Annotated in this window: 18 protein-coding genes; all 18 read left to right on the forward strand. The window is 60.3% G+C overall.

Annotation, left to right across the window (positions count from 1 at the left end; translation table 11 throughout):
- Nucleotide 1: 1 nt before the first annotated feature.
- A complete protein-coding gene (locus tag M0D64_RS10375) occupies nt 2-1,255 on the forward strand; it encodes an NADH-quinone oxidoreductase subunit D (RefSeq protein ID WP_093639630.1) in 1,254 nt (417 codons plus the stop codon).
- Nucleotides 1,256-1,386: 131 nt separating this feature from the next.
- Nucleotides 1,387-1,872 carry an NADH-quinone oxidoreductase subunit NuoE gene (gene nuoE / locus M0D64_RS10380; RefSeq protein WP_054034960.1) on the forward strand — a complete coding sequence of 162 codons (486 nt, stop codon included), beginning with the start codon at nt 1,387-1,389 and terminating at the stop codon, nt 1,870-1,872.
- Nucleotides 1,869-3,197 (forward strand): NADH-quinone oxidoreductase subunit NuoF, encoded by a 1,329-nt coding sequence (nuoF, locus tag M0D64_RS10385; RefSeq protein ID WP_154567201.1) that lies wholly within the window; start codon nt 1,869-1,871, stop codon nt 3,195-3,197. Before nuoE ends, nuoF begins: the two co-directional genes overlap by 4 nt.
- 110 nt (nt 3,198-3,307) lie before the next feature.
- Entirely contained in the window at nt 3,308-5,641 is a 2,334-nt protein-coding gene (gene nuoG, locus M0D64_RS10390; protein WP_266257543.1) for an NADH-quinone oxidoreductase subunit NuoG, read from the forward strand.
- Nucleotides 5,642-6,706, forward strand: a complete 1,065-nt coding sequence (nuoH, locus tag M0D64_RS10395; RefSeq protein WP_154567199.1) for an NADH-quinone oxidoreductase subunit NuoH — start codon at nt 5,642-5,644, stop codon at nt 6,704-6,706.
- Between the two features lie 15 nt (nt 6,707-6,721).
- Complete coding sequence (nuoI, locus tag M0D64_RS10400) at nt 6,722-7,210, forward strand: NADH-quinone oxidoreductase subunit NuoI (RefSeq protein WP_054034957.1); 489 nt, start codon at nt 6,722-6,724, stop codon at nt 7,208-7,210.
- Between the two features lie 193 nt (nt 7,211-7,403).
- Nucleotides 7,404-8,093, forward strand: a complete 690-nt coding sequence (locus M0D64_RS10405) for an NADH-quinone oxidoreductase subunit J (RefSeq protein ID WP_154567198.1) — start codon at nt 7,404-7,406, stop codon at nt 8,091-8,093.
- 20 nt (nt 8,094-8,113) lie between these two features.
- The gene (nuoK, locus tag M0D64_RS10410) at nt 8,114-8,419 is read left to right on the forward strand and encodes an NADH-quinone oxidoreductase subunit NuoK (protein ID WP_013339863.1); all 306 of its coding nucleotides are present in this window, start codon (nt 8,114-8,116) and stop codon (nt 8,417-8,419) included.
- Between the two features lie 17 nt (nt 8,420-8,436).
- Nucleotides 8,437-10,509, forward strand: coding sequence for an NADH-quinone oxidoreductase subunit L (nuoL, locus tag M0D64_RS10415; RefSeq protein ID WP_154567197.1), 2,073 nt, complete (start codon nt 8,437-8,439; stop codon nt 10,507-10,509).
- Between the two features lie 14 nt (nt 10,510-10,523).
- The gene (locus M0D64_RS10420) at nt 10,524-12,014 is read left to right on the forward strand and encodes an NADH-quinone oxidoreductase subunit M (RefSeq protein ID WP_154567196.1); all 1,491 of its coding nucleotides are present in this window, start codon (nt 10,524-10,526) and stop codon (nt 12,012-12,014) included.
- A 25-nt stretch (nt 12,015-12,039) separates the two neighbouring features.
- The gene (gene nuoN, locus M0D64_RS10425; protein ID WP_266257545.1) at nt 12,040-13,512 is read left to right on the forward strand and encodes an NADH-quinone oxidoreductase subunit NuoN; all 1,473 of its coding nucleotides are present in this window, start codon (nt 12,040-12,042) and stop codon (nt 13,510-13,512) included.
- Nucleotides 13,512-13,808, forward strand: a complete 297-nt coding sequence (locus M0D64_RS10430; protein ID WP_266257547.1) for a DUF2818 family protein — start codon at nt 13,512-13,514, stop codon at nt 13,806-13,808. Before nuoN ends, M0D64_RS10430 begins: the two co-directional genes overlap by 1 nt.
- Nucleotides 13,809-13,850: 42 nt before the next feature.
- The gene (locus tag M0D64_RS10435; RefSeq protein WP_266257549.1) at nt 13,851-14,435 is read left to right on the forward strand and encodes an NUDIX domain-containing protein; all 585 of its coding nucleotides are present in this window, start codon (nt 13,851-13,853) and stop codon (nt 14,433-14,435) included.
- Nucleotides 14,436-14,774: 339 nt separating this feature from the next.
- Nucleotides 14,775-15,023 carry a hypothetical protein gene (locus M0D64_RS10440; RefSeq protein WP_266257550.1) on the forward strand — a complete coding sequence of 83 codons (249 nt, stop codon included), beginning with the start codon at nt 14,775-14,777 and terminating at the stop codon, nt 15,021-15,023.
- A gap of 50 nt (nt 15,024-15,073) precedes the next feature.
- Nucleotides 15,074-15,598, forward strand: a complete 525-nt coding sequence (locus M0D64_RS10445) for an AlpA family transcriptional regulator (RefSeq protein ID WP_266257552.1) — start codon at nt 15,074-15,076, stop codon at nt 15,596-15,598.
- A gap of 251 nt (nt 15,599-15,849) precedes the next feature.
- Nucleotides 15,850-16,275: a DUF1178 family protein gene (locus tag M0D64_RS10450; protein WP_266257554.1), complete on the forward strand. Its 426-nt coding sequence runs from the start codon at nt 15,850-15,852 to the stop codon at nt 16,273-16,275.
- A 48-nt stretch (nt 16,276-16,323) separates the two neighbouring features.
- The gene (locus tag M0D64_RS10455) at nt 16,324-17,520 is read left to right on the forward strand and encodes an acyl-CoA dehydrogenase family protein (RefSeq protein WP_266257556.1); all 1,197 of its coding nucleotides are present in this window, start codon (nt 16,324-16,326) and stop codon (nt 17,518-17,520) included.
- Between the two features lie 10 nt (nt 17,521-17,530).
- Nucleotides 17,531-18,658, forward strand: coding sequence for an acyl-CoA dehydrogenase family protein (locus M0D64_RS10460; protein ID WP_266257557.1), 1,128 nt, complete (start codon nt 17,531-17,533; stop codon nt 18,656-18,658).
- Nucleotides 18,659-18,686: the final 28 nt, after the last annotated feature.

The raw sequence follows: 18,686 nt of genomic DNA on the forward strand, positions 1-18,686 counted from the left end.
CATGGCAGAGATCAAGAACTACACGCTCAACTTCGGTCCGCAGCACCCGGCCGCGCACGGTGTGCTGCGCCTCGTGCTCGAACTCGACGGCGAAGTCATCCAGCGCGCCGATCCGCACATCGGCCTCCTGCATCGCGCGACTGAAAAGCTCGCGGAAACCAAAACCTTCATCCAGTCCGTGCCGTACATGGACCGCCTCGACTACGTGTCGATGATGGTCAACGAGCACGGCTACGTGATGGCGATCGAAAAGCTGCTCGGCATCGAAGTGCCGATTCGCGCGCAGTACATCCGCGTGATGTTCGACGAAGTCACGCGAGTGCTGAACCACCTGATGTGGATCGGCGCACACGCACTCGACGTCGGCGCGATGGCGGTCTTCCTGTACGCGTTCCGCGAACGCGAAGACCTGATGGACGTGTACGAAGCGGTGTCCGGCGCACGGATGCACGCGGCTTATTACCGTCCGGGTGGTGTGTACCGCGATCTGCCTGACGCAATGCCGCAATACAAAGCGTCGAAGATCCGCAATGCGAAGGCGTTGTCGAGGATGAACGAGAACCGTCAAGGTTCGCTGCTCGACTTCATCGACGATTTCTTTACGCGTTTCCCGAAGTGCGTCGACGAATACGAAACGCTGCTTACCGACAACCGGATCTGGAAGCAACGTCTGGTCGGTATCGGCGTGGTCAGCCCGGAACGCGCACTGAACCTCGGTATGACCGGCGCGATGTTGCGCGGCTCGGGTATCGAGTGGGATCTGCGCAAGAAGCAGCCGTACGAAGTCTACGACAAGCTCGATTTCGACATTCCGGTTGGCGTGAATGGCGACTGCTATGACCGATATCTGGTTCGCGTCGAAGAAATGCGCCAATCCACGCGGATTGTGAAACAGTGCATTGAGTGGTTGCGCAAGAATCCGGGTCCGGTGATGGTCGACAATCACAAGGTTGCGCCGCCGTCGCGGGTCGGCATGAAGTCGAACATGGAAGATCTGATTCACCACTTCAAGCTCTTCACGGAAGGCTTCCATGTGCCGGAAGGCGAAGCATATGCCGCGGTCGAACATCCGAAGGGCGAGTTCGGTATCTACCTGATCTCGGACGGCGCGAACAAGCCGTATCGCCTGAAGATTCGGGCGCCGGGCTATGCGCACCTGTCCACGCTCGATGAAATGGCGCGCGGTCACATGATTGCCGACGCTGTGACGATCATCGGTACGCAGGACATCGTGTTCGGCGAAGTAGATCGCTAGGACGTATTCATCAGCGCGCGTTTTCAGATTGCACCGAAGCGCGCGTCAAGCAAAGGAACGCCGGGTCTGTCGCAACATGCAACGCGCGACGGGTTTTCGTTCGGTAGGAATTGAAAGAGTCGTGTCTGAAAATGATCTCAGCTGAAGGCCTGAAAGAAATCGATCGTGCGATCGCGAAGTATCCCGCCGATCAGAAACAGTCCGCCGTGATGTCGGCGCTGGCTACTGCTCAGGAAGAGCATGGCTGGCTGTCGCCCGAACTCATGCAGTTCGTCGCGGACTATCTCGGCATGCCGGCGGTCGCCGTGCAGGAGGTGGCTACCTTCTACACGATGTATGAGACCTCGCCGGTCGGCAAATACAAGATCACGCTCTGCACGAACCTGCCGTGCCAGCTCGGCCCGGACGGCGGCTCAGACAGTGCCGCTGAATATCTGAAGCAGAAGCTCGGCATCGACTTCGGCGAAACCACGGCTGACGGCAAGTTCACCTTGAAAGAAGGTGAGTGCATGGGCTCGTGCGGCGATGCGCCGGTGATGCTGGTGAACAACCATCGCATGTGCAGCTTCATGAGCCGCGCGAAGATCGACCAGCTGCTCGAGGAACTTTCGAAATGACGTCTTTACACGATCGTCACATCAAACCGCTGATTCTCGCCGGCCTGAACGGCGACAACTGGCATCTCGAAGACTATGTGGCGCGCGGCGGTTACGCCCAGTTGCGCCGCATTCTGGAAGAAAAGATTCCGCCCGAGCAGGTGATCGCCGACGTCAAGGCGTCGGGTCTGCGCGGCCGTGGCGGTGCTGGCTTCCCGACCGGTCTGAAGTGGAGCTTCATGCCGCGTCAGTTCCCGGGGCAGAAGTACCTCGTCTGCAATTCGGACGAAGGCGAACCGGGCACCTTCAAAGACCGCGACATCCTGCGTTTCAATCCGCACTCGCTGATTGAAGGCATGGCCATCGGCGCGTACGCGATGGGCATCACGGTCGGCTACAACTATATCCACGGCGAAATCTGGGAAGTCTACAAGCGCTTCGAAGAAGCGTTGGAAGAAGCCCGCCGCGCTGGATTCCTTGGCGACAACATCATGGGTTCGGGCTTCTCGTTCGAACTGCATGCGCACCACGGTTACGGCGCCTACATTTGCGGCGAAGAGACCGCGCTGCTCGAATCGCTCGAAGGCAAGAAAGGGCAGCCGCGCTTCAAGCCGCCTTTCCCGGCGAGCTTCGGCGTGTACGGCAAGCCGACCACGATCAACAACACCGAGACGTTCGCGGCGGTGCCGTTCCTGCTCGCGATCGGTCCGCAGAATTACCTCGAGATCGGCAAGCCGAACAACGGCGGCACCAAGATCTTCTCGGTTGCCGGCGACGTCGAGCGTCCGGGTAACTATGAAATTCCGCTCGGCACGCCGTTCGCCACGCTGATGGAACTGGCCGGCGGCATGCGCGGCGGCAAGAAGATCAAGGCCGTGATTCCTGGCGGCTCGTCGGCACCGGTGATCCCGGGCGAAATGATGATGCATACCGACATGGACTACGACTCGATCGCCAAAGCTGGCTCGATGCTCGGCTCCGGTGCGGTCATCGTGATGGACGAGACGCGTTGCATGGTCCGTTCGCTGCTGCGTCTGTCGTACTTCTATTACGAAGAGTCGTGCGGTCAGTGCACGCCGTGCCGCGAAGGCACCGGCTGGCTGTATCGCGTCGTGCATCGTATCGAACACGGGCTCGGCCGTCCGGAAGATCTGGATCTGCTGAACTCGGTCGCTGAGAACATCATGGGCCGCACGATTTGCGCGCTCGGCGATGCAGCGGCCATGCCGGTTCGCGGCATGCTCAAGCACTACTGGGACGAATTCGAATACCACGTCGCCCACAAGCATTGCCTCGTCGGCGGTCACGCCGGTGCTGCAGCGGCGTCAGAAACAGTGGCTGCCTAAGTAGGCCAAGTAGCGCACCAGAACACGTCATCCGCGGGATTCAGCGCCTGAAACGGGCGATGAACAGGGCGAACGATTGAGCGGTAACAGGTTAAGGAAGATTGACCATCATGGTTGAACTTGAAATAGACGGCAAGAAAGTAGAGGTGCCTGAAGGCAGCATGGTGATCCAGGCTGCGCATAAGGTCGACACGTACATTCCTCACTTCTGCTATCACAAGAAGCTGTCGATTGCGGCCAACTGCCGGATGTGTCTGGTCGATGTCGAAAAGATGCCGAAGGCCGTGCCCGCATGCGCCACGCCGGTGTCGGCAGGCATGATCGTGCGCACCAAATCGGACAAGGCCGTGAAGGGCCAGCAAGCCGTGATGGAATTCCTGCTGATCAACCACCCGCTGGATTGCCCGATCTGCGATCAGGGTGGTGAGTGTCAGCTGCAGGATCTGGCGGTGGGTTACGGCAAGTCGTCGTCGCGTTATAGCGAAGAAAAGCGCGTCGTGTTCCACAAGAACGTCGGCCCGCTGATCTCGATGGAAGAAATGTCGCGTTGCATTCACTGCACGCGTTGCGTCCGCTTCGGCCAGGAAGTTGCCGGCGTGATGGAGCTCGGCATGCTGGGCCGCGGCGAGCATTCGGAAATCACGTCGTTCGTCGGCAAGACGGTCGACTCCGAACTGTCCGGCAACATGATCGATCTGTGCCCGGTGGGCGCGCTGACCAGCAAGCCGTTCCGCTACAGCGCCCGCACGTGGGAACTGTCGCGCCGCAAGTCGGTGAGCCCGCACGATTCCGTCGGAGCAAACCTTGTGGTGCAGGTGAAGAACAATCGCGTGATGCGTGTTCTGCCGTTCGAAAACGAATCCATTAACGAATGCTGGATTTCGGACAAGGACCGTTTCTCGTACGAAGGTCTGAACAGCCCGGAACGTCTCACGCAGCCGATGCTCAAGCAAGGCGGCAAGTGGGTCGAGACCGACTGGCAATCCGCGCTTGAATACGTGGTCAAGGGTCTGAAGGGCATCAAGGGCGACCACGGCGCGAACGCGCTGGCCGCGCTCGGCAGCGCCCACAGCACCGTTGAAGAACTGTTCCTGTTGAAGCAACTGGCTCAGGCGGTCGGCACGCCTAACGTCGACTTCCGTCTGCGTCAGTCGGATTTCTCCGCGCCTGCCAACGGTGCGCCTTGGCTCGGTACGGCGATCGCCGACCTCTCGAACCTCGACGCCGCATTGGTGATCGGTTCAGATCTGCGCCGCGATCATCCGCTGTTTGCCGCGCGTCTGCGTCAAGCTGCCAAGAGCGGCACGAAGCTGACGTTGGTGCAAGCCACCAACGACGACGCGCTGATTCCGCAGGCGCAACGCGTCGTTGCCGCGCCGTCGGCATGGCTCGACGCACTGGCTGGTATCGCGGCCTCGGTGTCGGAAGCGAGCGGTGTTGCACTGCCGGAAGCCTTCGCCGGCACGCAGTCGACGGACGCCAACAAACAAACCGCGAAGTCGCTCGTCACCGGCGAACAGCGTGTGGTGTTGCTCGGCAACGGCGCGGTCCGTCATCCGGACTTCGCCGCGATTCACGCTGCAGCGCAATGGATCGCAGACGCGACCGGCGCAACCTTGGGTTTCCTCACGGAAGCCGCCAACACGGTCGGCGCGCATCTGGTGAATGCATTGCCGGGCGAGGGCGGTTTGAACGCTCGCGAAGTGTTCGAGCAACCGCGCAAGGGTTACGTGTTGCTGAACGTCGAGCCGGAATTCGACACGGCCAATCCGGCGCAGGCTTTGGCCGCGCTGAAGCAGGCTGAAATGGTCGTCGTGATGTCGCCGTTCCAGATGGGCGCTGAATACGCTGACGTCCTGCTGCCGATCGCACCGTTCACGGAAACGGCCGGCACGTTCGTCAATGCCGAAGGTACCGTGCAGACGTTCAACGGCGTCGTGCGCCCGCTCGGCGACACGCGTCCGGCATGGAAGGTCTTGCGCGTCCTGGGCAGCCTGCTCGGCGTGCCGGGCTTCGAATTCGACACCTCGGAAGAAGTGCGCACGGCAGCGCTTGGCGATGGCGAGATCAAGTCGCGTCTGTCGAACAAGACGGGCGCCACGGTTGCACGCGGCAAGGCAGCGAAGGCGGCGGAAGGCAAGTTCGAGCGTATCGCCGATGTGCCGATTTACCACGCGGACCCGCTGGTGCGTCGCGCCGAATCGTTGCATCTGACGGCAGCGGCGCGCGCAGCGAATTCGGTCGGTCTGCCGGCTGCGCTGTTCGACAAACTGGGTTTGAAGGAAGGCGACGCAGTGCGCGTGCGCCAGGGCGAGCAATCGGTGCAGTTGCCGGCCGTGCGCGACGCGAATCTTGCGGAGACGGTCGTCCGCGTATCGGCGGCTACGCCGGCCGGTGCAGCGCTGGGCAGCCTGTTCGGTGAACTGCTGGTGGAGAAGGCGTAAATGAGCTTGTTCGATACGATCAACTCGGGCGGCACCCAGCTTCTCGGTGTGGCATGGCCCACGGTGTGGGCACTGGTGCGCATCCTGGTGGTGGCCGTCGTGATCCTGCTGTGCGTGGCTTACCTGATTCTGTGGGAGCGTAAGCTGATCGGCTGGATGCACGTGCGTCTCGGCCCGAACCGCGTGGGCCCGGCAGGTTTGCTGCAGCCGATCGCCGACGTGCTGAAGCTGTTGCTGAAAGAAGTGATTCAGCCGGCTCAGGCGAGCCGCTGGATCTACATGATCGCGCCGATCATGGTGGTAGTGCCGGCCTTCGCGGTCTGGGCGGTGATTCCGTTCCAGGCGGGCGCGGTGCTCGGCGACATCAACGCGGGTCTCCTGTATGCGATCGCGATTTCGTCAGTCGGTGTGTACGGCGTGATCCTGGCCGGCTGGGCGTCGAACTCGAAGTACGCGTTCCTCGGCGCCATGCGCGCGGCCGCTCAAATGGTCTCGTACGAAATTTCGATGGGCTTCGCCCTCGTCGTCGTGCTGATGACCTCGGGCAGTCTGAATCTGTCAGACATCGTGACGTCGCAGGAGCGCGGCATTTTCGCCGGCTACGGCTTGAACTTCCTGTCGTGGAACTGGCTGCCGCTCCTGCCGATGTTCGTCGTGTACTTCATCTCGGGCATCGCCGAAACGAACCGTCACCCGTTCGACGTGGTGGAAGGTGAGTCGGAAATCGTCGCGGGCCACATGATCGATTACTCGGGGATGGCGTTTGCGCTGTTCTTCCTCGCCGAGTACATCAACATGATCGTGATCTCGGCATTGGCTGCAACACTGTTCCTCGGCGGCTGGAGCGCACCGTTCGGCTTCCTGTCGTTTGTCCCGGGCATCGTATGGCTCGTCGCCAAGGTTTTCTTCCTGCTGTCGGTATTCATCTGGGCGCGTGCCACGTTCCCGCGCTATCGCTATGACCAGATCATGCGTCTGGGCTGGAAGATTTTCATTCCGGTTTGCGTGGTGTGGCTCATCGTGGTCGGCTTCTGGATCATGTCGCCGTTGAATATCTGGAAATAAAGGGCGGATGAACCCATGACCGCAATCCAAAACTTTTTCAAAACCTTCTTCCTGACGGAACTGCTCAAAGGCCTCGCGCTGACCGGACGTTACACGTTCCAGCGCAAGGTGACGGTGCAGTTCCCTGAAGAGAAGACGCCGATTTCGCCGCGTTTTCGCGGCCTGCACGCGCTGCGCCGCTATGAAAACGGCGAAGAACGCTGCATCGCCTGCAAGCTGTGCGAAGCGGTGTGTCCGGCACTCGCCATCACGATCGAATCGGAAACCCGTGCGGATAACACGCGCCGCACGACGCGTTACGACATCGACCTGACCAAGTGCATCTTCTGCGGTTTCTGCGAAGAGAGCTGCCCGGTCGATTCGATCGTCGAGACGCACATTCTCGAATATCACGGCGAAAAGCGCGGCGATCTGTATTTCACGAAAGACATGCTGCTGGCCGTGGGCGATCGCTACGAAGCGGAGATCGCTGCGAGCAAGGCAGCCGACGCACCGTATCGTTGAAGCACTTCAGTTGAAGCGGTAAATGCGGCAGTAAATGCAGCAGTAACACGGCCTGTTGTCGGGCCGAGCGCCGCGGTCTGACCGCCGCGGCACGGCGCACCTGTGCGGCTGTTCTGGCGGTCTCGACCGCTTTTACCCGCCACACGTGCCAAAGAACAATGCCTGACGATGGCCTAACGATGAACCGGTAATCATGGAATTCACGACCGTACTGTTCTACATCTTCGCGCTGCTCCTGGTGGTTTCAGGGCTGAAGGTGATCACCTCGCGCAACCCGGTTTCGTCCGCACTGTTTCTGGTGCTGGCGTTCTTCAACGCAGCCGCGATCTGGATGCTGCTGGAGGCCGAGTTCCTCGCGATCCTGCTGGTGCTGGTGTATGTCGGCGCGGTGATGGTGCTGTTCCTGTTCGTCGTGATGATGCTGGACATCAACATCGACGTGCTGCGAAAAGACTTCAAACGCTTCGTGCCAATGGCTACGCTGGTGGGCGCGATCATCGTGATCGAGACCGCGCTGATCCTGTGGCACGGCTACGGTGCGACCGCCACGGCGCTGCGCGACACCACGGCTGCCGCGAACGGTATGGCCGGCTGGTCGAACACCCGCATCATCGGCAAGGTCATCTACACCGACTACATCTTCGCGTTCGAAGTCGCCGGCCTCGTGCTGCTGGTGGCGATCATCGCGGCGATCGCGCTGACCACGAGTCACAAGAAAGACAGCAAGCGCCAGAACATCAGCGAGCAGGTCAAGGTGCGTGCCCAGGACCGTGTGCGTATCGTGAAGATGGCATCTGAAAAGACCGCGGCAACTGTCGCGGCGGAAGAAGCCGCCGCAGCGGCAGCCGCAGCGGCCGACTCGGCACCTGCTAAAAACAGCTGAGCGGACAGGAGATAGAAATCATGTTGACCCTTGCTCATTACCTTGTCCTCGGTGCGATCCTGTTTGCGATCAGCGTCGTGGGCATTTTCCTGAACCGCCGCAACGTCATCATCATCCTGATGGCGATCGAACTGATGCTGCTGGCGGTGAACACCAATTTCGTCGCGTTCTCGCATTACCTCGGCGACGTGCATGGTCAGATCTTCGTCTTCTTCGTGCTTACGGTTGCAGCAGCTGAAGCGGCGATCGGACTCGCAATTCTGGTGACCCTGTTCCGTAGCCTCGACACGATCAATGTCGAGGACCTCGATCAGCTCAAAGGTTAATTTCAGGTAAAGCGGTTATGTCAACGACACTCAATGAAAACCTGCTGCTGGCGATCCCGCTGGCACCGCTGGCCGGCTCCCTGATTGCGGGGCTGTTTGGGAAAGCGGTAGGGCGAGCCGGCGCGCATTCGGTCACGATCCTCGGCGTCGCGATCTCCTTCATCCTTTCGGCCATCGTCTTCTTCCAGGTGATGGACGGCGCGAGTTTCAACGCGACGGTCTATGACTGGATGCAGATCGGCCAGACGAAGTTCGAGATCGGCTTCCTGGTCGACTCGCTGACGGCGATGATGATGTGCGTGGTGACCTTCGTGTCGCTCATGGTGCACATCTACACGATCGGCTACATGGCCGACGACGACGGCTACCAGCGCTTCTTCTCGTACATCGCGCTGTTCACGTTCTCGATGCTGATGCTCGTGATGAGCAACAACTTCCTGCAACTGTTCTTCGGTTGGGAAGCGGTGGGTCTGGTGTCGTACCTGCTGATCGGCTTCTACTTCACTCGTGAGAGCGCGATCTACGCGAACATGAAGGCGTTCATCGTGAACCGCATCGGCGACTTCGGGTTCCTGCTCGGGATCGGTCTGCTGTTCGCTTTCGCCGGTTCGATGAACTACGGCGACGTCTTCGCGAAGCGCACCGAACTCGCGGCATTGAGCTTCCCGGGCACGGACTGGGGTCTGCTGACGGTTGCCTGCATTTGCCTTTTCATCGGCGCGATGGGTAAGTCGGCGCAGTTCCCGCTGCACGTCTGGCTGCCGGATTCGATGGAAGGCCCGACGCCGATCTCCGCACTGATTCACGCGGCAACCATGGTGACGGCCGGTATCTTCATGGTCGCACGCATGTCGCCCCTGTTCGAACTGTCGGATACGGCACTGTCGTTCGTGATGGTGATCGGTGCGATCACGGCGCTGTTCATGGGCTTCCTCGGAATCGTCCAGAACGACATCAAGCGCGTGGTGGCTTACTCGACGCTGTCGCAGCTCGGTTACATGACGGTCGCACTCGGCGCATCGGCTTACTCGGTCGCCATCTTCCACCTGATGACGCACGCGTTCTTCAAGGCGTTGCTGTTCCTCGGCGCGGGTTCCGTGATCATCGGCATGCACCACGATCAGGACATCCGCAACATGGGCGGCCTGCGCAAGTACATGCCGATCACGTGGATTACGTCGCTGGTCGGTTCGCTCGCGCTGATCGGCACACCGTTCTTCTCAGGCTTCTACTCGAAAGACTCGATCATCGACGCAGTGAAGCTGTCGCATCTGCCGGGTTCGGGTTTCGCCTACTTCGCGGTGGTGGCGAGCGTGTTCGTTACTGCGCTGTACTCGTTCCGGATGTACTTCCTGGTGTTCCACGGCAAGGAGCGCTTCCGCGATCCGAAGCATCCGGAATCGCCGATGGGCATCGAAGCTGCAGCCCATGCACATGACGGTCACGGCCATGACGCACACGGCCATGGGCATGGTCACGACGACCACGCGCACGAGCCGCATGAAACGCCGTGGGTGGTGTGGCTGCCGCTGGTTCTGCTGGCGATTCCGTCGGTGGTGATCGGTGCGATCGGTGTCGCTCCGATGCTGTTCGGCGACTTCTTCCAGCACGGCGTGGCGTTCGACAAGGTGATCTTCATCGGCGAAAACCATCCGGCACTGCATGAGATGGCCGAAGAATTCCAGGGCTGGGCGTCGATGGGTCTGCACTCGGTTTCAGGTCTGCCGGTGTGGCTGGCACTTGCGGGTGTCGTGGTCGCGTGGTTCCTGTATCTGGTTCGTCCTGATCTGCCGGCGGTCGTCAAGCGCGCGTTCGGCCCGATCTATACGCTGCTCGACAACAAGTACTACATGGACAAGATCAACGAAGTCGTGTTCGCGCGGGGCGCCGTGGCGATTGGCCGTGGTCTCTGGAAGGAAGGCGACGTCGTGGTTATCGACGGCATCGTCAACGGCAGCGCGCGCTTTATCGGCTGGTTTGCCGGCGTGATCCGCTTCCTCCAATCCGGCTACATCTACCACTACGCGTTTGCCATGATTATCGGCATGTTGGGGCTCCTGACCCTGTTTGTAACGCTCGGCGGCAAATAAGGCGAGGGACACTAATGCACGCTTATCCGATTCTCAGTATCGCGATCTGGTTACCGATCCTCGTAGGTCTACTGGTCCTGGCTATTGGTTCCGACCGGAACCCGGCTCCGGCGCGCTGGATTGCGCTGATCGGCTCGGTCGTCAGCTTCATCGTGACGATCCCGCTGATTACGGGTTTTGATTCGAGTACCGCCGATCTGCAGTTCGTCGAAAAGGCGAACTGGATCGAGCGCTTCAATATTACGTACCACCTGGGTGTCGACGGCATCTCCATGTGGTTCGTCGTGTTGACCGCATTGATTACGGTGATCGTTGTGATCTCCGCGTGGGAAGTCATCACGAAGAACGTGGCCCAGTACCTCGCTGCGTTCCTGATCCTGTCCGGCATCATGGTCGGCGTGTTCAGCGCAGCGGACGGCATGCTGTTCTACGTGTTCTTCGAAGCGACGCTGATTCCGATGTACATCATCATCGGCGTGTGGGGCGGAGCGAACCGCGTGTATGCGGCGTTCAAGTTCTTCCTGTACACGCTGATGGGCTCACTGCTGATGCTGGTCGCGTTGCTTTACCTGTACATCCAGACCGGCACGTTCGATCTGGCTACGTGGCAGAACACGCAGATCGGCATGACGCCGCAGATACTGCTATTCATAGCGTTCTTCCTGGCCTTCGCCGTGAAGGTGCCGATGTGGCCGGTTCACACGTGGTTGCCTGACGCCCACGTGGAAGCGCCGACCGGCGGCTCGGTCGTGCTGGCCGCGATCATGCTGAAGCTGGGCGCCTACGGTTTCGTGCGCTTCTCGCTGCCGATCGCACCGGACGCAAGCCACTTCCTTGCTCCGGTGGTCATTGCGCTGTCGCTGATCGCGGTGATCTACATCGGTCTGGTCGCGATGGTGCAGACCGACATGAAGAAGCTGGTCGCGTATTCGTCGATCGCGCACATGGGTTTCGTGACGCTTGGTTTCTTCATCTTCAATCAGCTCGGCGTGGAAGGCGCGATCGTACAGATGATCTCGCACGGCTTCGTGTCGGGCGCGATGTTCCTGAGCATCGGCGTGTTGTACGACCGTATGCACTCGCGTCAGATCGCCGATTACGGCGGCGTCGTCAACGTGATGCCGAAGTTCGCGGCGTTCGTGATGCTGTTTTCGATGGCGAATTGCGGCTTGCCGGGTACTTCCGGTTTCGTCGGCGAGTTCATGGTGATTCTGGCTGCTGTCCAGTACAACTTCTGGATCGCGGGCGGTGCGGCTGTCACGCTGATTCTCGGCGCGGCCTACACGCTGTGGATGTACAAGCGCGTGTACTTCGGCGCGGTCGCCAACGATCACGTGAAGGGCCTCCTCGACATCAACCGTCGCGAATTTTTCATGCTGGCAGTGCTCGCTGCACTGACGCTGTTCATGGGCCTGTATCCGAAGCCCTTTACCGATGTGATGCACGTATCCGTGGAAAACCTCCTCTCCCACGTCGCGCAGTCCAAACTGCCGTTGCCACAGTAATGCAGAGCGGAGGAATTTAAAGATCATGCAAAACGCCCCTATGACTGCCCTGTTGCCCGACGCACTGGTGATGCTCGCCGTTGTGGTCGCGTGGCTCAACGACACGTTCGTCGGCCAGGCCGGTCGCCGCACCACGTATTTCCTCGCGTTCTTCTCGACGCTGATTGCCGGCATCTGGTTCGCGGTGAACGCGTTCGACCCGCAGGTTCATTACTTCTTCGGTCACATGTATGTGGTGGATTCGTTCGCCAGCGTGATGAAGGCGGTGGTGACGCTCGGCTACGCAGTGTCGATTGTTTATTCGCGCCGGTACCTCGAGGATCGCGGGCTGTTCCGCGGTGAGTTCTTCCTGTTGGGCATGTTCTCGTTGCTCGGTCAGCTCGTGATGATCTCCGGCAACAACTTCCTGACGCTGTACCTCGGTCTGGAGCTGATGTCGCTGTCGCTGTACGGTGCGATCGCACTGCGTCGTGACGCGGCACCGTCGAACGAAGCCGCAATGAAGTACTACGTGCTCGGTGCCCTGGCTTCCGGCTTCCTGCTGTACGGCATTTCCATGCTGTACGGTGCAACCGGCTCGCTCGACCTGAACGAAGTGTTCAAGGCGATCGGCACGAGCCACTACGATCCGAGCGTGCTGCTGTTCGGCGTGATCTTTATCGTGGCAGGCGTGGCGTTCAAGATGGGCGCGGTGCCGTTCCACATGTGGGTGCCTGACGTGTATCAGGGCGCTCCGACGGCCATGACGCTGATGGTCGGCGGCGGTCCGAAGGTGGCGGCATTCGCGTGGGGCCTGCGCTTCCTCGTGATGGGTCTGCTGCCGCTTGCGGTCGAATGGCAGGAAATGCTGGTGATCCTGGCGGCGCTGTCGCTGATCGTCGGCAACATCACCGGTATCGTGCAACGCAACGTCAAGCGGATGCTCGCGTATTCGGCGATCTCGAACATGGGCTTCGTGCTGCTGGGCCTGCTGGCCGGCGTGGTCGACCACAAGACCACGGGCGCCGCCAACGCGTACGGCTCGGCGATGTACTACAGCATCGTCTACCTGATCACGACGATGGGCACCTTCGGCATCATCATGCTGCTGGCACGCCGCGATTTCGAAGCGGATACGCTCGAAGACTTCAAGGGCCTGAATCAACGCAGCCCGGTGTTTGCGTTCGTCATGATGGTGATGATGTTCTCGCTCGCCGGCATCCCGCCCGCGGTCGGCTTCTACGCCAAGCTCGCGGTGCTGCAGGCAACCATGAATGCCGGGTTGACCTGGCTGACCGTGTTGGCCGTGATCACCTCGCTGTTCGGTGCCTTCTACTACCTGCGTATCGTCAAGCTGATGTACTTCGACGAACCGCAAGACAAGTCGCCGATCCTCGCCGACACGAGCTCGCGTGCATTGCTGGCGGTTAATGGTGTTGCCGTGCTGGTGCTCGGTATCGTGCCGGATCCGCTGTTGAAGGCCTGCCTGCAGGCTATCCAGCACACGCTGCTGCTCTGATGTCGGCTGCGGGTTGGTTTATCGTGTTGTTGGCGCTGGTCGGCGCCAACCTGCCGTTCCTGAATCAGCGTCTCTTCGCCGCCGTGCCCTTGAAAGCGGCGAAGAAGAGCGCCTGGATCCGGATTGCCGAGTTGATCGTGCTGTACTTCATCGTCGGTGCGCTCGGTTTCCTGCTGGAAGCGCGCGCGGGTAACCGCTTCGAGCAGGGGTGGCAGTTCTACGCGATCACGTTCGCGTTGTTCGTCGTATTCGCATTCCCCGGCTTTACCTTCCAGTATCTCGTCAAACGTCGCTGACGGCCTCTCGCCGTCGCGCACCACGCTGTCCTGAGGTCGCATATGGCTGAACTTCCCGATCACGACGCCGCGCTCACCGAGACCTGTCTCGAGAGCAAAACGATCCATCAAGGGCCATTCCTGACGCTCAAGTGCGATACGGTCCGCTTGCCCGACGGTAAGCAGGCCACCCGCGAGTATGTTCAGCATCCGGGCGCCGTGATGGTGATTCCGCTATTCGACGACGGTCGCGTGTTGCTGGAAAACCAGTACCGCTATCCGATGGGTAAGGTTATGGTCGAGTATCCGGCGGGCAAGCTCGATCCGAACGAAGGCGCGCTGGCCTGCGCGAAACGCGAGCTGCAGGAAGAGACCGGCTATACGGCGCGCGAGTATGTCTATCTGACGCGCATTCATCCGATCATTTCCTACTCGACTGAATTCATCGATATTTACCTGGCGCGTGGGTTGACTGCCGGCGAGCGCAAACTCGACGACGGCGAATTCCTCGAACTGTTCACGGCCAGCGTCACCGATATGTTGGAATGGGTACGCACGGGCAAGGTGACGGACGTGAAAACCATCATTGGCACGTTCTGGCTGGAGAAGGTTTTGTCGGGTACCTGGCCAATGACCGAGCCGCAATAGCGTGCACGGTTCAGAACGCTGAACCGGCGCGAATCACACGCTGGTTAGAAAATCCGCAAAAAAGCCCCTGTTGGTCTACGACCGGCAGGGGCTTTGTCATTGTGAGCACGATATCGACTCGATGCGTTGCCCCCGTGTCTGAAAAACGGGCTCCAGTCCTATGCCATCTGACAGTCTCGCCCTGTGGTCGTTGCCGCTCTAGTATCGACGTCTGTCAACGGAGTCTGTTATCGCAGTTATTTTGGATAACGAAGAGTGTGGGATGTATGCGGTTATGGCCACGCGCGCATGGTTGTCACTTGACAACCATGCGCGCGTGGACTAAATTGGAGGGTATAGATGGTTCGTGGAGTCCATTCAAAGAAAGAGGTCGAGGCGGCGCTGGCTTACGCGGAAAGAAACGGCTGGCGTGTGCAAGGCGGCGGTAAAGGTCACGCATGGGGAAAGATTTACTGTCCCTACAACGACGCGGAATGCCGTTGCGGCGAGTTCTGCATCTCGAGTGTGTGGAGTACGCCAAAGAATCCCGGCAATCACGCAAAGCACCTCAGGCTCATTGTCGATAATTGCACGACACGTCGGCAGTAAAAGTGTTTGAAGGGCAAAAGCCCGAAGCTGAATGAAGGCAGGAGTAGCTTATGGAATATGTGTTCACCTTGAAGTACCGGCTCGCGGCTGAAGATTGCGATCTCGACGAGATCGTCGAGCGGTTGGGCGAAGCCGGATGTGACGACGCTACGATCGGCGTGGGGCAACCGGGGCGCATGGCGCTGGTTTTTGCTCGCGAAGGCGCGTCGGCGTTCGAAGCGCTCATCAGTGCACTCAAAGATATCAAGCAGGCAGTGCCGTCTGCGCGCCTTGTCGAGGCGGGGCCGGACTTCGTCGGCCTGACGGATGTCGCTGAGGTCGCGGGCGTGTCAAGGCAAAACATGCGTAAGCTGATGCTGAGCCACGCAATCGACTTTCCGCCGCCGGTTCACGAGGGCAGTGCGTCGGTGTGGCATCTGTCGGACATCCTTGGCTGGCTGACCGCGCGTGGCGGGTATGAAATCAAGGCCGACGTATTCGATGTCGCGAAATCGGCCAAACAGATCAACCTTGCCAAAGAGGCGCGCGAACTCGAACCGCAGCTTAACCGCCGCCTCGAATTTCTGGTGGCTTAAAAGGGGCGCAGCGAGTAGCTGCGCGAACCCATGAGTTCGATACGACCAGCGTGCCTTTTTGTTGACGGGTTCGGCGTGCCGTTCACCGATTGAGCCACCTTCGGCAGCCCACTGCGCAAAGCGTTAAAATCGCGCACCGCGTTCGATTTGTCAGCGACGCCTGGCGTCAACGCGCCGTCCGTAAAAATTTACGAACGACCGTTCACAAATTTCCATTTTGCGCTAAACTGGCACGCAAGCCCTGATTCCACATGAAGGTCCTCGATTTACAGTGTCCGCATGGCCATCGGTTCGAAGGCTGGTTTGCTTCGGCTGATGACTTCGAGTCGCAGCAGTCCCGCAAGCTCGTCGAATGTCCGATCTGCGGTGCGAACGAAGTGAGCCGTCTGCCGTCGGCGCCCCGACTGAATCTGTCGGGAGCGACCGAAGCGAAAGTCCCTGCGGATACGGGAGAAATGCAGGCGCGCGTCATGCGTGCCTTGCGCGAGGTACTGGAAAAGACAGAGAACGTGGGCGACCGCTTCGCCGAGGAAGCACGGCGCATTCACTACAACGAAGCGCCAGCACGCAATATTCGCGGTGTCACGACACCGGAAGACGCGAAAGCCTTGGTCGAAGAAGGCATCGAAGTGATGCCGCTGCCGATCCCGGCTGCCTTGAAGGAACCGCTGCAATAGCGCAGTGGCTCACTGGCAGCGGGCGGTTGCGGCCAGGAGACACGACGCATGAATCTGGACTATTCCCCCGCTGACGACGCATTCCGCGCCGACATCCGCGCTTGGCTCGAAGCGAATCTGCCTCGCGAGCTGAGCGACAAAGTACTCAATCACAAGCGTCTGAACCGCGAAGACTTCGCGGGTTGGCACAAGCTGCTCGGCATGCGCGGCTGGTCGGTCATCGCGTGGCCGAAAGAATACGGCGGCCCGGGCTGGGACGCGACCCAACGGCATATCTGGGACGAAGAGTGCGCGCGTATCGGTGCGCCGTCCGTCCTGCCGTTCGGCGTCTCGATGGTAGCGCCCGTGCTGATGAAGTACGGCAATGAGGCTCAGAAACGCCACTATCTGCCGCGCATTCTCGACGGCACGGACTGGTGGTGTCAGGGCTATTCCGAACCGGGCTCCGGTTCCGACCTGGCCTCGCTGCGCACACGTGCCGAGCGCGTTGGCGATCACTATGTGGTCAACGGCCAGAAGACCTGGACTACGCTCGGCCAGTACGCCGACATGATGTTCTGCCTCGTGCGCACCGATAGCGGCGCTAAAAAGCAGGAGGGTATCTCGTTCCTGTTGATCGACATGAAAACGCCCGGTATTACCGTGCGCCCGATCATCACGCTCGACGAAGACCACGAAGTCAACGAAGTCTTTTTCGAGGACGTGAAAGTGCCGGTCGACAATCTGGTCGGCGAAGAGAATCGTGGCTGGACCTATGCGAAGTACCTGCTCGGGCACGAACGCACCGGTATTGCGCGCGTTGGGCAATCGAAGCGCGAACTCGTATTCCTGAAGCGCCTCGCGCTGGATCAGAAGAAGAACGGCAAGCCGCTGCTGCAAGATCCTGTGTTCGCCGCGAAAGTCGCGAGCCTCGAGATCGAACTGATGGCACTCGAAGTCACCGTGCAACGCGTGGTCGCCAATGAAACGGGCGGACGTGGGCCTGGGCCGGAAGCATCGATGCTCAAAATCAAGGGCACGGAAGTGCAGCAGGCGCTGACCGAACTGATGTTCGAAGCGGTCGGGCCCCTCGCCGCGCCATTCGACGTGCCATTCCTCGAAGGCGAACGCGAGCACAGCCTCGCCGGTGACGATGACGCCGCGCCGCTGGCCGCGTACTACTTCAACTTCCGCAAGACGTCGATTTACGGCGGCTCGAACGAAATTCAAAAGAACATCATCGCGCAGATGATTCTCGGACTCTGAGGAGCGGCGCATGGACTTCACTTTCAACGACGAACAACAGCAATTTGCTGACGCGCTGCGCCGCTACCTTGACAAGAGCTACGGGTTCGAAGCGCGCCAGGCGATCGTGCAATCGGAAACCGGGGTGTCGGACGCGCACTGGACAGCTTTTACCGAACTGGGCCTGACTGCGTTGCCGGTGCCGGAAGCGCAGGGTGGCTTCAACGGCAGCCCGATCGACATGCTGGTGGTCATGCAGGAGCTCGGGCGTGCTCTGGTGGTCGAGCCGTATTGGGCGACTGCTGTGGGTATCGAGGCGCTGCGGCTGGCGGGCACCGGGCAGGGCGAAGACGCGTCGCTGCTCGAACGCGCGGCCCAGGGCGAAATCAAGCTGGCAGTGGCCTTTCACGAGCCGCACGCACGCTACGATCTGTTCGAGGTCGACACGGTTGCGAACGGTCAGGGCAATCAGCAGACGGTGACCGGCACGAAATCGGTTGTGCTGCACGGCGCGCAAGCGGATTACTGGATCGTGCCGGCTCGGCTGATTGGCGAGATCGCGCTTTTTGTGGTCGCCCGCGATGCGGCCGGTGTCAAAGTCACTGACTACCGCACAATCGACGGTCAGCGCGCCGCGACACTCGAGTTCGATGGCACACCTGCACGCCAGCTCACCGGCAAACACTCGGGCGCCGCGGCGCTCGAGCACATTGCAGACTACGGCACGGTATTGCTGTGCGCGGAAGCGGTCGGCGCGCTCGACGCACTGAACCATGCAACGGGCGAGTACACCAAGACGCGCCAGCAGTTTGGCCAGCCGATCGCGCGTTTCCAGGCGCTACAGCATCGCATGGTCGAGATGTTGATTCACGCCGAGCAGGCGCGTTCGATCACATACCTGGCGGCCGTGCGTTACACCAGCGCTGACGCCGAGGAACGTCGCCGTGCCGTCTCCGCAGCGAAGGCGCGGGTCGGCCAGGCCGCCCGTTTCGTCGGTCAGCAGGCGGTGCAGTTGCACGGAGGCATGGGCGTCACGAACGAGGTCGCCGCGGCGCATCTGTTCAAACGTCTTGCTATCATCGAAACCACATTGGGCGATGTCGATCACCATCTCGCGCGGTTCGCCGCGCTGCCCGGCTTTGTCTCGACCGAAGCCTGATCAGCCGGCCGAATCGGATAAGAAAGAG

The organism is Paraburkholderia sp. WS6 (assembly GCF_030464835.1).
Lineage (GTDB): Bacteria > Pseudomonadota > Gammaproteobacteria > Burkholderiales > Burkholderiaceae > Paraburkholderia > Paraburkholderia madseniana.